This window comes from Streptococcus porcorum (assembly GCF_053203725.1).
Window position 1 is genome coordinate 22,387 of sequence record NZ_JBRUDG010000013.1, and the last position, 12,675, is coordinate 35,061.

15 protein-coding genes are annotated in these 12,675 nt (G+C 36.6%); 13 read left to right on the forward strand and 2 right to left on the reverse strand.

Annotation, left to right across the window (positions count from 1 at the left end):
• Window positions 1-132: 132 nt before the first annotated feature.
• The 10 genes from ACVRWY_RS04900 to fni all read left to right on the forward strand — a co-directional run bounded on the left by ACVRWY_RS04900 (window position 133) and on the right by fni (window position 8,414).
• Window positions 133-1,134, forward strand: a complete 1,002-nt coding sequence (locus tag ACVRWY_RS04900) for a uroporphyrinogen decarboxylase family protein (protein WP_354368510.1) — start codon at window positions 133-135, stop codon at window positions 1,132-1,134.
• Between the two features lie 12 nt (window positions 1,135-1,146).
• Window positions 1,147-2,028: a transporter substrate-binding domain-containing protein gene (locus tag ACVRWY_RS04905; RefSeq protein ID WP_354368513.1), complete on the forward strand. Its 882-nt coding sequence runs from the start codon at window positions 1,147-1,149 to the stop codon at window positions 2,026-2,028.
• A gap of 9 nt (window positions 2,029-2,037) precedes the next feature.
• Complete coding sequence (locus ACVRWY_RS04910) at window positions 2,038-2,730, forward strand: amino acid ABC transporter permease (RefSeq protein ID WP_354368515.1); 693 nt, start codon at window positions 2,038-2,040, stop codon at window positions 2,728-2,730.
• 3 nt (window positions 2,731-2,733) lie between these two features.
• Complete coding sequence (locus ACVRWY_RS04915; protein ID WP_354368517.1) at window positions 2,734-3,414, forward strand: amino acid ABC transporter permease; 681 nt, start codon at window positions 2,734-2,736, stop codon at window positions 3,412-3,414.
• A 12-nt stretch (window positions 3,415-3,426) separates the two neighbouring features.
• Window positions 3,427-4,191 (forward strand): amino acid ABC transporter ATP-binding protein, encoded by a 765-nt coding sequence (locus tag ACVRWY_RS04920; protein WP_354368519.1) that lies wholly within the window; start codon window positions 3,427-3,429, stop codon window positions 4,189-4,191.
• A gap of 45 nt (window positions 4,192-4,236) precedes the next feature.
• Entirely contained in the window at window positions 4,237-4,500 is a 264-nt protein-coding gene (locus ACVRWY_RS04925) for a hypothetical protein (RefSeq protein ID WP_354368521.1), read from the forward strand.
• An 87-nt stretch (window positions 4,501-4,587) separates the two neighbouring features.
• Complete coding sequence (mvk, locus tag ACVRWY_RS04930) at window positions 4,588-5,466, forward strand: mevalonate kinase (protein WP_354368523.1); 879 nt, start codon at window positions 4,588-4,590, stop codon at window positions 5,464-5,466.
• Window positions 5,448-6,407, forward strand: a complete 960-nt coding sequence (mvaD, locus tag ACVRWY_RS04935) for a diphosphomevalonate decarboxylase (protein WP_354368525.1) — start codon at window positions 5,448-5,450, stop codon at window positions 6,405-6,407. Before mvk ends, mvaD begins: the two co-directional genes overlap by 19 nt.
• The gene (locus tag ACVRWY_RS04940; RefSeq protein ID WP_354368527.1) at window positions 6,408-7,400 is read left to right on the forward strand and encodes a phosphomevalonate kinase; all 993 of its coding nucleotides are present in this window, start codon (window positions 6,408-6,410) and stop codon (window positions 7,398-7,400) included. It abuts the gene before it with no gap.
• 3 nt (window positions 7,401-7,403) lie between these two features.
• On the forward strand, window positions 7,404-8,414 hold the full coding sequence (gene fni, locus ACVRWY_RS04945) for a type 2 isopentenyl-diphosphate Delta-isomerase (protein WP_354368529.1): 1,011 nt from the start codon (window positions 7,404-7,406) through the stop codon (window positions 8,412-8,414).
• 22 nt (window positions 8,415-8,436) lie between these two features.
• Here fni and ACVRWY_RS04950 read toward each other — a convergent pair whose 3' ends face one another.
• On the reverse strand, window positions 8,437-9,714 hold the full coding sequence (locus ACVRWY_RS04950) for a hydroxymethylglutaryl-CoA reductase, degradative (RefSeq protein WP_354368531.1): 1,278 nt from the start codon (window positions 9,712-9,714) through the stop codon (window positions 8,437-8,439).
• A gap of 5 nt (window positions 9,715-9,719) precedes the next feature.
• On the reverse strand, window positions 9,720-10,886 hold the full coding sequence (locus ACVRWY_RS04955; protein ID WP_354368533.1) for a hydroxymethylglutaryl-CoA synthase: 1,167 nt from the start codon (window positions 10,884-10,886) through the stop codon (window positions 9,720-9,722).
• A gap of 181 nt (window positions 10,887-11,067) precedes the next feature.
• Between ACVRWY_RS04955 and ACVRWY_RS04960 the strand changes: the two genes are divergently transcribed.
• The 3 genes from ACVRWY_RS04960 to ACVRWY_RS04970 all read left to right on the forward strand — a co-directional run bounded on the left by ACVRWY_RS04960 (window position 11,068) and on the right by ACVRWY_RS04970 (window position 12,667).
• Window positions 11,068-11,907 (forward strand): thymidylate synthase, encoded by an 840-nt coding sequence (locus ACVRWY_RS04960; RefSeq protein WP_354368535.1) that lies wholly within the window; start codon window positions 11,068-11,070, stop codon window positions 11,905-11,907.
• 75 nt (window positions 11,908-11,982) lie between these two features.
• Window positions 11,983-12,492, forward strand: coding sequence for a dihydrofolate reductase (locus ACVRWY_RS04965; RefSeq protein ID WP_354368537.1), 510 nt, complete (start codon window positions 11,983-11,985; stop codon window positions 12,490-12,492).
• A 4-nt stretch (window positions 12,493-12,496) separates the two neighbouring features.
• On the forward strand, window positions 12,497-12,667 hold the full coding sequence (locus ACVRWY_RS04970) for a hypothetical protein (RefSeq protein WP_354368539.1): 171 nt from the start codon (window positions 12,497-12,499) through the stop codon (window positions 12,665-12,667).
• The last annotated feature ends 8 nt before the right edge of the window (window positions 12,668-12,675 follow it).

Below are 12,675 nucleotides of genomic sequence, written 5' to 3' on the forward strand. Positions count from 1 at the left end.
ACAAAATTCTAGAAAATGATAAAAAATGTTCGGTATAAATAAAATTTATGGCTGGGAATAAAAAATATAGATTATACAGATCAATCGGTCAGTGGTAAGATAATAACATGTTTTTGAAAAGGAGATAGGTATATGAGTAAGCGTCAATGGATTAAAGAAGTTTTTCAAGGTAAAAAAGTTAATCAGGTACCAATTGGTTTTTGGTATCATTTTACATCAGAAGAGGACTGGACGGAAGGGTTAAATGATCCTAGCATTGCAGTTAAAAATATTCAGGGTCATAAACATTTTGTGGAAACCGTTCATCCAGACTTTGTAAAATTGATGAGCGATGGCTTTTTTGATTATCCTAATCCCATCATTCATTCGGAAATTAAATCAATTGAGGAGTTAGCCGCTATCCAATCCATCGGGGAAAAACATCCGTGGTTTGATCAGCAAGTATCACTTGTTCAATCTATTAAAGAAAACTTCCCAGAGGATATTTTTACGGTTTATAATATTTTTGCTCCTGCTACCTATCTTAAATGGAAGTTGGCTGGTCAAGTCTCCAGCGGAGACGACATTTTAGCAGATTTTATCAAGAGTAATCCTAAGTTGACACAACACGTTTTAGATGTTATTGGTCAAGATATTGCTATTTTAGTTGAGCGTTTGATTAAGGAAGCTGATACCGATGGGATTTATCTTAGTGTTCAAACCCTACAAGATCAGCGTGTGACAAAATCAGACTATCTTGAAGTGGTTAGACCAAGTGAGGTTAATCTATTAGAGGTAGCTAATAGATTGGGAGGGTTGAATATCCTACACATTTGTGGTTATGAAGGTGCCACAAATGATCTTAGTTTGTTTGTTGATTATCCAAGTCAAGTGGTAAATTGGGCAACAGGTATTGAAAAACTCTCATTAGCTGATGGAAAATCCTATTTTGGAGATAAGGTTGTTTTAGGAGGTTTTGATAACACAAAAGCAGGTCTTCTCTATCAAGGAAGTCAGGATGCTATTCAATCTAGGGTGAGAGAGATTTTGGATGAAACAGCGGGAGATAAGGTGATTATCGGTGCGGATTGTACCATTCCAGGTGATATTAATCTTGAGCGTTTACAGTGGGTAAGAGAAGTTTTAGTAAGATAAAGGAGAAAAGAGATGACAAAGAAAAAGTGGATCATAACAGGTGGGGTTTTATTGGCGGTTGCAGGTGTGACATTTGCCAGTCGCTATTTAAATCAAAGTCAATCAACATCGGCACAGAGCGCCGATTCAAGCAGTCAAAAGGTGACACGATTAAAAGTAGCCCATACACAGAATTACGTTCCTTATGATTTTGTGAATGATAAAGGAGAAAGTGATGGTTTTGAGGTTCAAGTCTTAAAAGCTGTTGATGAAAAACTAACAGACTATGAATTTGATTATACAGGCACAAGTGATGAGGACCTCCTTATTGGGTTGGAATCTGGGAAATATGATGTCGGGATAAAAGGTGCTTGGTACACAGATGAACGTGCGGAGAAATTTATTATTCCAGAGCAAGCGATTGGAGCAAGTGTGATTGGATTTACCATCCGAAAAGATCAAGCAGATACCATTAAAACTATTGACGACTTTGCAAAATCAAAAGGAAAATTAGTTCCTATTTCTCCACAAAATGCACAATGGAATGTGATTGAAGAATACAATGATACTCATAAAGAAAATCCTATTACCCTAACGGCAGCTGAAAGTTTTTCTGTAGCTGATGCTTATGCTTGGGTTCTTGAGGGACGATATGATGCTTATTTTGATATAAAATTATCCTATGAGAAAGCTGTTCAAGCAACTGATGGAGCTTACCATCAATATGCTGATCAACTAAGCTATTTCCCTTATAAAGGCATCAAGACCTATCCTTTGTTGAACCGTAATGCCACAAATGAAAAATTTGCCAAGGCTTATGATCAGGCAATCAAAGAATTGCAGGCAGATGGAACGATTAAAAAACTATCAGAAAAATACTTCGGTGAGGATGTTTTCTCATATGTCACAGACTAAGGAGGGATTATGGTTTCTTACCAACCATCGTATATTTTTAGATTTCTTCCAGAGATTTTGACAGCTCTTCCCTTAACATTATTGATATTAGTTTTATCCATTCTATTTGGCAGTTTATTAGGGGGGCTTATCACCCGTGGACAACTTAGTCAAGATGATACGACCAAAAAACTAGCAAACGCTTATATTTTTGTTATTCGTTGCACACCGCCTGTTGTTTTATTGTTTCTGGTCTTTTATGGTTTACCTGAATTTTTAAAATGGTGGTTAGGAATAAATGTTGAGTCTTGGTCTAGAGCAAGCTTCACGTTGATTAGTATGGTTTTACTGTTTGCAGCAACATCAGCTGAGATTTTTAAATCAGCTTACCTTGCCATTCCCTACGGGCAAACAGAGGCTGGTTTGAGTATCGGACTTAATTCTTGGCAAACCTTTTTTAGAATTATTTTTCCACAAGCTTTTCGAGTTGCCCTTCCTAATCTGACAACAGCTATTTTAAATCTGATGAAAGATATGGCTTTGGCTTATACGATTGGCCTGGTCGATATCATGGGACAAACCAACCTACTGATTTCTAGAAATATGGGCAATTACTCACTGGAGGCTTATACTGCGGTTGCCATTATTTATTGGGGATTGGCCTTACTTGTGACATTTCTCAGCCACATAATAGAAAAAAACTTAGTAGTAAGAGGGGGATAAGTGATGAACTGGGACTTTATTATAAAAACTTTTTTTCTCAGCCTAAGAGGAATTCCTGTCACCTTATCTATCTTACTGGTTTCTTTACTACTCAGCTTTCCTCCAGCTCTTTATATCGCTCTAGCTCGAATTAAAGGAAAGAAAGGAGTGACACGTTTTTCTCTTATTTATTTAGCTGTCATTCGCTCAACACCATCTATTTTATTGATTCTCTTTTTTTATAGCCTATTGCCGAGTTTATTAAATGCCGCTCTGAAAATGAGTCATATCAATATTTTTGATTTAAACCCAATTTATTATGCTTATATTATTTTTAGTTTAATGACAACAGCTAGTTTATCAGAGATCATTCGTTCGGCGATTTTAACAGTCGATAAGGGACAAATAGAGGCGGCTTTATCCATTGGTTTAACGCCAATACAATCTTACAGACGAATTGTATTTCCACAAGCATTAAAAGTGGCTTTACCTAATTTATGTAACTTAGTGATCACTATAATAAAAGGAACCTCCCTTGTCTTTGTGATGACCATAAAGGATATTACAGCCATTGCAAAAGTAGAGGCAGCTTATGGTTACCATTATTTTGAAGCTTATTTTGTAATTTTTGTGATCTATCTGCTTTTATGTGGAGGAGTTCAGTTTGGCTTTTCTTGGTTTGACCGTTATTTGAAGAGAGTGTGAGAGGAGATTTTGATGTTAGAAATAAAGCATGTTAAAAAGAGATTTGGCAATAAGACGGTTCTAGACGGTGTGAGTCTCAAGGTTAATCAAGGAGATGTTGTGGTCATTTTAGGCCCGTCTGGTTCTGGGAAAACGACATTTTTAAGAACCATTAATCATTTAGAAAAAGCTGATGAGGGGTATCTTGTATTGGAGAATAAGGAGTATCATTTGCCTAATTTACACCATAAAGACATCTTGTCTATTCGACAAAAAACAGCTTTTGTTTTTCAAAATTATAACCTTTTTGCTAATAAAACAGCTTTAGAAAATATTTTAGAAGGATTAGTGGTAGCACGTAAAATTCCCAAACAAGAGGCTTTAACAATAGCAGAAGAGGCTCTAAAAAAAGTGGGACTCTTAGACTATAAAAACCATTATCCAAAACAGCTATCAGGAGGGCAACAACAACGCATTGGAATTGCCCGAGCAATAGCGGTTAGACCAGATGTGATTTTATTTGATGAACCGACATCTGCACTTGATCCAGAGCTTATTGATGATGTTTTAGCGGTTATGAAACAGCTAGCAGAAGAAGGGGTGACCATGGTAGTTGTTACGCATGAAATGAGCTTTGCGCGTGATGTGGCCAATCATATTGTTTTTATGGATGGGGGTCACATTATTGAAGAAGGAACACCAAAAGAGTTTTTTGGTTATCCAAAACAAGAGCGGACCAAAAAATTCTTATCTCGCATCTTAAAAGATCCACATTATAGTGTGGAATACCAAATTTGATATTCTGATGGTTATATTTGCTTGAAAAAAGAGTTTACTTGGGATATGATAAAACTGGAAGCGACTTCAAGAAAAGGAAGTGATACCATGTCAGCTTATTTTGAAAAAATGCTCCATCAACGGTTACGATTTCAGGGTACTTATAGTGGATGTAAAGTTTTTAAAAAGAAAGATCGCAAACGAACGATTGTTTACTACATCATTAGTTTTAAAAACTTGGTCGAAGTCAAATCTAAACGTTTGTTTAGAGATCATAACCATATCAAAGTTTCTAAAAAAATATATTTACGCTTTGCTCCCCATTTTTGATGCATAAAATGATTTGATTCTACAAAATTTGCGGTTAACAGTCGCAAATTTTTTGTTTTTATAATAAAATAGAACCTGATGAGTAACATGAAAAGAAAAGTGGGCCGAGGGTGGTCACACAGTAAGATTATCTTAATAGGAGAACATTCGGTTGTTTATGGGTATCCTGCTATTGCTTTGCCATTAAAAAATGTAGAGGTAGAGTGTCAGATTACTGCAAGCGATAGTCCATTAATATTTCAGCCTGATGATACCTTATCAACTGCTATTTTCTCTGCTTTAGAGTATTTAAATTTAAAAACTGCTAACATTGATTATCAGATTACCTCAACTGTCCCTGAAAAGCGTGGAATGGGATCATCTGCTGCAGTTAGTATTGCTGCCATTTCAGCTGTATTAGATTATTTTAATCAGACAGTGGATAAGGAGACACTAGAACAACTTGCTAATCAAGCAGAAATTATTGCGCACACCAATCCTAGTGGACTAGATGCAAAAACCTGTTTAAGTGATCATGCTATTAAATTTATTCGTAATGTTGGTTTTAGCCAACTGACCGTAAATTTAGATGCTTACCTCATCATTGCAGATACTGGCATTCATGGTCAAACCAAGGAAGCTGTAAAAAAAGTTGAAGCAATGGAAGAAAAATCTCTTCCTATTTTACATCGCTTGGGAAATCTAACTGAACAGATGGAGCAGGCTATTTCTGAAAAAGCAGTAGCTAGTGTTGGTTTTTTAATGACAAAAGCTCACACGGAACTTCAAAAATTAGGGGTCAGCATTGAAAAAGCAGACTACCTTGTTTTTGAGGCTTTGTCATCAGGTGCCTTAGGAGCAAAAATGAGTGGAGGTGGTCTAGGAGGCTGTATTATCGCTCTTGCTCATAATGCTATCCAAGCTAATCTGATATCACAACATCTCATGGAAAAAGGAGCGATCAATACATGGATCGAACACATTTAGTTAAGGTAAAATCATATGCCAATATTGCTATTATTAAGTATTGGGGAAAAACTGATGCTGACAAAATGATTCCATCAACGTCAAGTATTTCATTAACCTTGGACAACATGTTCACAGAAACACAAGCTACTTTTATCAGTTCTGAAACGGCTTTAGCTGAACGTGGTGTGGAGGGTGACCTTTTTTATCTTAACGGCGTGCTTCAAGATCAAAAGCAACATGAAAAAATTAGTAAGGTGATTGATCTTTTTAGAGAGGATCAATCACAGTATGTTAAAATTGACACGTTTAATAACATGCCAACTGAAGCAGGTCTTTCTTCAAGTTCTAGTGGCTTATCAGCTGTTATTAAGTCTTGTAATGAGTTATTTAAAAAAGGCCTTAGTCAAAAAGAACTGGCTCAAATTTCGAAATACGGTTCAGGCTCATCTTCGCGTAGCTTCTTTGGACCACTAGCTGCTTGGGACAAAGATACAGGTGAGATTTACCCTGTAGAGACAGATTTGAAACTAGCCATGATTATGTTAGTGCTGACTGATCAAAAAAAACCGATTTCAAGTAGGGATGGTATGAAGCTTTGTATGGAAACCTCAACCAATTTTGAGCAGTGGGTCAAGCAATCTGAAGAAGATTTTGTTGCGATGAAGGCCTATCTAAAGGCTAATGATTTTCAAAAAGTTGGTGAGTTAACAGAAGCTAATGCTCTTTTTATGCATGCTACGACACGTCACGCCACGCCTAGTTTCTCTTATTTGACAGAAGCCTCTTATCAAGCGATGGAAAAGGTGAAGTCCTTGCGACAAGAAGGGCATCGCTGTTATTTTACGATGGATGCGGGACCAAATGTTAAGGTACTTTGTCTAGAAGAGGATTTAGACCAGCTAGCCTCTATCTTATCAAAAGACTATCACATCATTGTTTCAAAAACCAAGGAATTATAGATGACAAAATATGTGACAACTTGTGGGAAACTTTATCTAGCAGGAGAATATGCTGTTTTAACACCTGGACAGTCAGCTTTGATAAAAAATATCAACATCAGAATGCAAGCTGAGATTGACTTTTCTGAAACCTATCAGCTGGTTTCAGATATGTTTAACTACACTGTTGATTTAAATCCTGATCAAAATTATGCGCTTATACAAGAGACAATCTTGGTCATGGAAGAGTTTCTTACTGATCAAGGTTTGAAATTAAGGCCAGTTCGACTATCTATTTCAGGAAAGATGGAAAGGGATGGAAAAAAATTTGGTATAGGATCAAGTGGTTCAGTTGTTCTTTTAACAATTAAGGCTATGGCTGAGTTATATGATTTATCTTTATCTCGTGATAGCTTGTTTCGCTTAGCAACCTATATTTTAGTAAAACGCGGTGATAACGGTTCAATGGGGGATTTAGCCTGTATTGCTTTTGAAGACTTGATACTTTATCAATCTTTTGATAGACAAATCCTAGCCCAACTGATACAAGAAATACCTTTAAGACAAGTGTTAGCAAGTGATTGGGGTTATCAAATCAAGCCAGTTTCATCCCAGCTAACTTGTCAATTTTTAGTTGGTTGGACGCAAGAGCCATCAATTTCAGCAGAAATGATTACTCAAGTCAAATCAGCCATTACCCCTCAGTTCTTATCTGAAACAGAAAAAGCCACTCAGAAATTAACTAAAGCCATCGAGCAGGGGAATCAACAAGGTAGTATTCAACAAATAAATCGTATCAGTGAGCTACTGGCTAATCTGAGTCCTTTAATCTACACAGAGGATTTAGTTGCCTTACGTCAAGCAACAGAAGGGTTAGAAGCTGTTGCCAAATCAAGTGGGTCTGGCGGAGGAGACTGTGGTATTGCTTTAGTTTTTTCTAAAGTTGCCGAAAAAAAAATAAAAGAAAGATGGCAAGAACTCGGAATTGAGCTTTTATACGCCAGTGAACTATAGAAAATGACACAAAATCGTAAAGATGATCATATTAGGTTTGCCAGACAATACCAATCACCTTACAATAGTTTTGATGACATGGAACTCATCCATTCATCTTTGCCTGATTATGATCTGGATCAGATTGATTTATCGACAGAATTTGCAGGGAGACGATGGGACTATCCATTTTATATCAATGCAATGACAGGTGGTAGTGAAAAAGGTAAAGTTATCAATAGAAAATTAGCTCAGGTTGCAGAAGCATGTGGTATTTTGTTTGTGACAGGCTCTTACAGTGCGGCTCTAAAAAATTTAAATGATGATTCTTATGCCGTTAAAGAGGTAGCACCTAAGGTACAACTGGCAACCAATATTGGTATCGACAAACCTTATCAAGCAGCTCAGAAAGCGATTGAGGATTTATCGCCAGTTTTTTTACAAGTTCATCTTAATTTGATGCAAGAATTGCTGATGCCTGAAGGAGAACGTCATTTTAGTCATTGGAAGAAGCATTTGACATCTTACAGTGAGGAAATCACCACTCCTTTGGTTTTAAAAGAAGTTGGTTTTGGGATGGACAAAAAAACTATTCTTTACGCAAAATCATTAGGAATAAAAACTTTTGATATTTCTGGTAGAGGAGGAACAAGTTTTTCCTACATTGAAAATCAACGTGGAGGGAATCGTCAATATTTAGATGAATGGGGGCAATCAACTGTTCAGGCGCTCTTAAATCTTCAAGATATGACAGATGAAATTGAAATTTTAGCTTCAGGAGGCGTAAGACATCCACTAGATATGATCAAAGCCTTAGTTTTAGGTGCTAAAGCAGTTGGGCTTTCACGGACCATGCTTGATTTGGTAGAAGAGTATGAGCTTGATCAGGTCATTGATATCGTTAATGGCTGGAAAACGGATTTAAAAATGCTAATGTGCGCTTTAAATGCCTCAAGCATTTCAGAGTTACAAAATGTAGAGTACCTACTATATGGCAAATTAGCACAACAAGTTAAAAAAAGTTCTGGAAAATAAATTCCAGAACTTTTTGTTTCACTTATTGGCGTATTTTTTCGAGGAGTTCTTGTGCGGTTTCGAGATTTAAATGGGGAGATTTAAGTAATTGTGGAACTAATAAGGGAACCTCTTTTTCACTAGCTCCTGCTAGTAAGGCTAATGATTTTGCCTGTAATTTCATATGTCCAGCTTGAATTCCTGAACTGGTTAAAGCTTTCAAGGCAGCAAAATTTTGTGCCAACCCTAAGGAGACAATCAGCCTAGCTAGTGTTTTGGCATCAGGTTGACCTAAAAGGTCGAATGATAGTGCAACATTAGGATTAAGGCCGATAGATCCACCTTTTGTGGCAATTGGCATAGGCAAGGTCAGTTGACCAATAATTTGATGTTGTTGTTCATCTAAGTGCCAACTGCTAAGTCCTTGGTATTGTCCATTTCTACAAGCATAAGCGTGACCGCCAGCTTCAATAGCACGCCAGTCATTACCTGTTGCCAGGACAAGCGCATCAATTCCGTTAAAAATCCCTTTATTATGAGTACTGGCCCGATAAACATCCACTTGAGCAAGTTGGCTTGCTAAAGCCATTTTTTGACCAAGTTCCAATGCTTCATCTTTATTTCTGCTCAAATAACGTAAATCAATAGTACATTGTGCAGTTACAAGAGATTCTGTCGCATAGTTTGACAAGATGGCCATCAGACTTTTTCCACCACTTAATTGCTCCAAATCTAGTGTTAAAGCTTCCATCATGGTATTGATAATATTGGCTCCCATAGCTTCTTTTGTATCAACGATAAGGTAGACAACTAAAAATGTAGGGTCATTTCCAACAAAATCAAGACGGAGGTCACAAGCTCCACCACCGCGTTTTACAATAGAGGGGTGAGCTGCATTTGCGGTTTGCAGCAGGTGTTCTTTATTAGCCAAAATATCTTTTTTAGCCTGTTCTAAATCAGGAACTTGATAAAGAGCAACTTGGCCAATCATTTGACGATTTTGAATGGTTGTTTGAAATCCACCAGATCGTTTAATGATTTTTGCTGCATATGATGCTGCCGCTACAACTGATGGCTCCTCGGTGACCATAGGAAGCTGATAAGTTTTTCCATCCACAAGAAAATCAGGTGCAAGAGCATAGGGGAGATTATAAGTTGTTAGCACATTTTCAACCATTTGATCAGCGGTTTCAAGAGGTAGCGTTCTGTGCTGATAAAGTGTTTCTGATGAAGAATTTGTTAAGAAATGAAGTTTTTCTAAATGTTCTATACGTTGTAAAATGGTCTTTTTTGAAAAACCTGTCCAATTTTGTTTGTTCATAATGATTATACTTTTTGGTATTGTCTTTGGTGTTCGGTGATAGCAGTTAGGGCAAATGGTCCTGTTTGATATTGTCTAAAACAAGCATTTCCATCTTGATCTAATTGAGTTTCCTCATAGAACATCTCCTCATATTCTTTAACTGAAAGTGGTGTTCGCTGACTTAATTGCTCAAGACGAGATGACTTGAGTTGATCTTGAAAGCCATCAACTAACTGTCCCGAGAAGATCTCACAAACTGCTCCGCTACCGTAGCTAAAGAACCCGATTTTATCGCCAGACTTTAAATTTTGGCTATTTTCTAATAGGGATAAGAATCCAAGGTAAAGGGATCCTGTGTAGATATTTCCGACTTGGCGACTATAGGCAATACTATCTTGAAAATTTTGGATCAGAAGGGTCTTTCTGTTTTCGGATAACTGTTTATCCATAATTTTTTGAAGACCTTTTTGAGCTAGTTTAGGGAATGGAATATGGAAACAAAAAGCTGCATAATCTGATAGAGTTGAATTAAAGCGCTTTTGATGCTCAGTCCAAGTTGTTTTTAAGCAATCAAGATATTGTTTGGTCGAATACATGCCATTGACATATGGTGTATCGGAATAGTTGGGACGCCAAAAATCCATAATATCGCGTGTTTGAGCTAGGTTATCATCATTTAATGCCAAGATGCGTGGATTTTGGCTAACCAACATGGCAATCGCTCCAGCACCCTGTGTGGATTCTCCTGCTGATGCAATGCCATATTTTGCAATATCGCTTGCTAAAACTAGAACTTTGGATTCAGGGTGTTTTTCAATGTGTAATTTGGCATAGTTAAGCGCAGCAGTAGCGCTATAGCAAGCTTCTTTCATCTCAATTGAACGCGCAAAGGGTTGAATTCCCAATAAACCGTGTACATAAACGGCTGCTGCCTTACTTTGATCAAGGCTTGATTCAGTAGCAAAAATCACCATATCAATAGCTTGTTTGTCAAGGTCATCTAAAATTTCAGAAGCGGCAGAACTAGCTAATGTGATAATATCTTCAGTTATAGGTGTAATGCTAAGGGCATCTAGCATCAAGCCTTGGCTAAATTTTTTAGGATCTTCCCCTCTTGCTTGGGCCAAATCGCTCATCTTTAGTACATAGTGACTGGTTGAAAAACTAATTTTATCAATTCCGATTGTCATAAGAAAAATCTTACTCCTCTAAAATAAAGTCATTAATACTTTCATTCTATCATATTTTGATGGAATGGATGAAAATAAACATTGAGTCATCAAAGTAAGTCATTTCGTTGGCAATATTTTTAGTAGATTTTTCTTTTAAATTTAGATAGAATAAGCAAAGTGAAAAAAATAGGGGGCTATGATGACTAAAGCAGATCAAATTTTCAAAGAAAATATTCAAAAGATTATGGATGAGGGCGTTTGGAGTGAGCAAGCTAGACCTAAGTATAAAGACGGGACATCAGCTAATTCGAAATATATTACAGGCTCTTTTGCAGAATATGATCTTTCAAAAGGTGAGTTTCCCATTACGACCCTGCGTCCTATTGCCATTAAATCAGCTATTAAGGAAATTTTTTGGATTTATCAAGATCAAACTAACGACTTATCTGTTTTAAATGATAAATATGGTGTCAAGTATTGGAATGATTGGGAAGTTGATAAAAGTGGTCATATCGGAGAGCGATACGGAGCGATTGTTAAAAAATACGACATCATCAATAAAATTTTAAAGCAATTAGAGGAAAATCCTTGGAATAGACGTAATGTCATTTCTTTATGGGATTATGAGGCGTTTGATACTTCAGCTGGCTTACTTCCATGTGCCTTTCAAACGATGTTTGATGTTAGAAGAGTAGGGGAAGAGATCTATCTTGATGCAACTCTTACTCAACGTTCTAATGATATGCTCGTTGCTCATCACATCAATGCCATGCAATATGTTGCCCTTCAAATGATGATTGCAAAGCATTTTGGTTGGAAAGTTGGCAAATTCTTTTATTTTGTTAATAACTTACATATCTATGATAATCAATTTGAACAAGCTAAGGAATTACTACGTCGTCAGCCTTCGAGTTGCTCGCCACATTTAGTCTTAAACGTTCCTGATAAGACCAATTTTTTTGAGATTAAACCTGAAGATTTTGTATTACTTGATTATGATCCAGTTAAACCACAATTGAAATTTGATTTAGCAATTTAGAGCAGAGAAAATTTTTTCAAATGCATTTTCACTAGAGTTTTGATAAAATAGAAAAAAAGCATTTTAGGAGATAGGATGAGCAAGAAACTAGTTGCCATTTGGGCAGAAGATGAAAATCGATTAATTGGATCAAATCAAAAAATACCATGGCACTTGCCAAAAGAACTCCAACATTTTAAGAAAACCACTATGGGAGAGGCGATTTTGATGGGGCGTGTTACCTTTGATGGAATGAAAAGACGTCTTTTACCAGGAAGAGAAACTCTAATCTTAACGCGTGATCAATCTTTTCAGGTCTTGGGAACTCAGGTTTTCCATTCCATTGATGAAGTTTTAACCTGGTACCATCAACAAGATAAAACGTTGTTTATCACTGGTGGAAGCCATGTTTATGCAGCCTTTAAGGATGTTTATGACGAACTCATTGTGACAAAGATTCACGCTTGTTTTGAAGGTGATACTTATTTTCCAAGCGATATCAATTTAGATGATTATCAAAAAGTCTCTGAGGTTTTTTATGACAAAGATGATGGAAATCCTTATGCTTTCACAGTTTTACATTATATAAGAAAAGTAAGAGAGTAAATAAATGCAAAGAAGTATTTTCGGCGTTTTTACGGCATTTTTATTTGTGATTTGTCTCTTGTGTGCTATTCCAGCATTTCAAAAAAGACGCTATGGCTTAGGGATTTTTCTACTCCTAAATGCCTTTACAAATATTGTTAATACCATCCATGCCTTTTATGGAACACTATTTTAGAAAATTAA

Excerpts from the sequence above, each read along its gene's own strand:
- ACVRWY_RS04900 (WP_354368510.1), top strand. The coding sequence starts at position 133 with ATGAGTAAGCGTCAATGGATTAAAGAAGTTTTTCAAGGTAAAAAAGTT.
- ACVRWY_RS04905 (WP_354368513.1), top strand. The coding sequence starts at position 1,147 with ATGACAAAGAAAAAGTGGATCATAACAGGTGGGGTTTTATTGGCGGTT.
- ACVRWY_RS04910 (WP_354368515.1), top strand. The coding sequence starts at position 2,038 with ATGGTTTCTTACCAACCATCGTATATTTTTAGATTTCTTCCAGAGATT.
- ACVRWY_RS04915 (WP_354368517.1), top strand. The coding sequence starts at position 2,734 with ATGAACTGGGACTTTATTATAAAAACTTTTTTTCTCAGCCTAAGAGGA.
- ACVRWY_RS04920 (WP_354368519.1), top strand. The coding sequence starts at position 3,427 with ATGTTAGAAATAAAGCATGTTAAAAAGAGATTTGGCAATAAGACGGTT.
- ACVRWY_RS04925 (WP_354368521.1), top strand. The coding sequence starts at position 4,237 with ATGATAAAACTGGAAGCGACTTCAAGAAAAGGAAGTGATACCATGTCA.
- mvk (WP_354368523.1), top strand. The coding sequence starts at position 4,588 with ATGAAAAGAAAAGTGGGCCGAGGGTGGTCACACAGTAAGATTATCTTA.
- mvaD (WP_354368525.1), top strand. The coding sequence starts at position 5,448 with ATGGATCGAACACATTTAGTTAAGGTAAAATCATATGCCAATATTGCT.
- ACVRWY_RS04940 (WP_354368527.1), top strand. The coding sequence starts at position 6,408 with ATGACAAAATATGTGACAACTTGTGGGAAACTTTATCTAGCAGGAGAA.
- fni (WP_354368529.1), top strand. The coding sequence starts at position 7,404 with ATGACACAAAATCGTAAAGATGATCATATTAGGTTTGCCAGACAATAC.
- ACVRWY_RS04950 (WP_354368531.1), bottom strand. The coding sequence starts at position 9,714 with ATGAACAAACAAAATTGGACAGGTTTTTCAAAAAAGACCATTTTACAA.
- ACVRWY_RS04955 (WP_354368533.1), bottom strand. The coding sequence starts at position 10,886 with ATGACAATCGGAATTGATAAAATTAGTTTTTCAACCAGTCACTATGTA.
- ACVRWY_RS04960 (WP_354368535.1), top strand. The coding sequence starts at position 11,068 with ATGACTAAAGCAGATCAAATTTTCAAAGAAAATATTCAAAAGATTATG.
- ACVRWY_RS04965 (WP_354368537.1), top strand. The coding sequence starts at position 11,983 with ATGAGCAAGAAACTAGTTGCCATTTGGGCAGAAGATGAAAATCGATTA.
- ACVRWY_RS04970 (WP_354368539.1), top strand. The coding sequence starts at position 12,497 with ATGCAAAGAAGTATTTTCGGCGTTTTTACGGCATTTTTATTTGTGATT.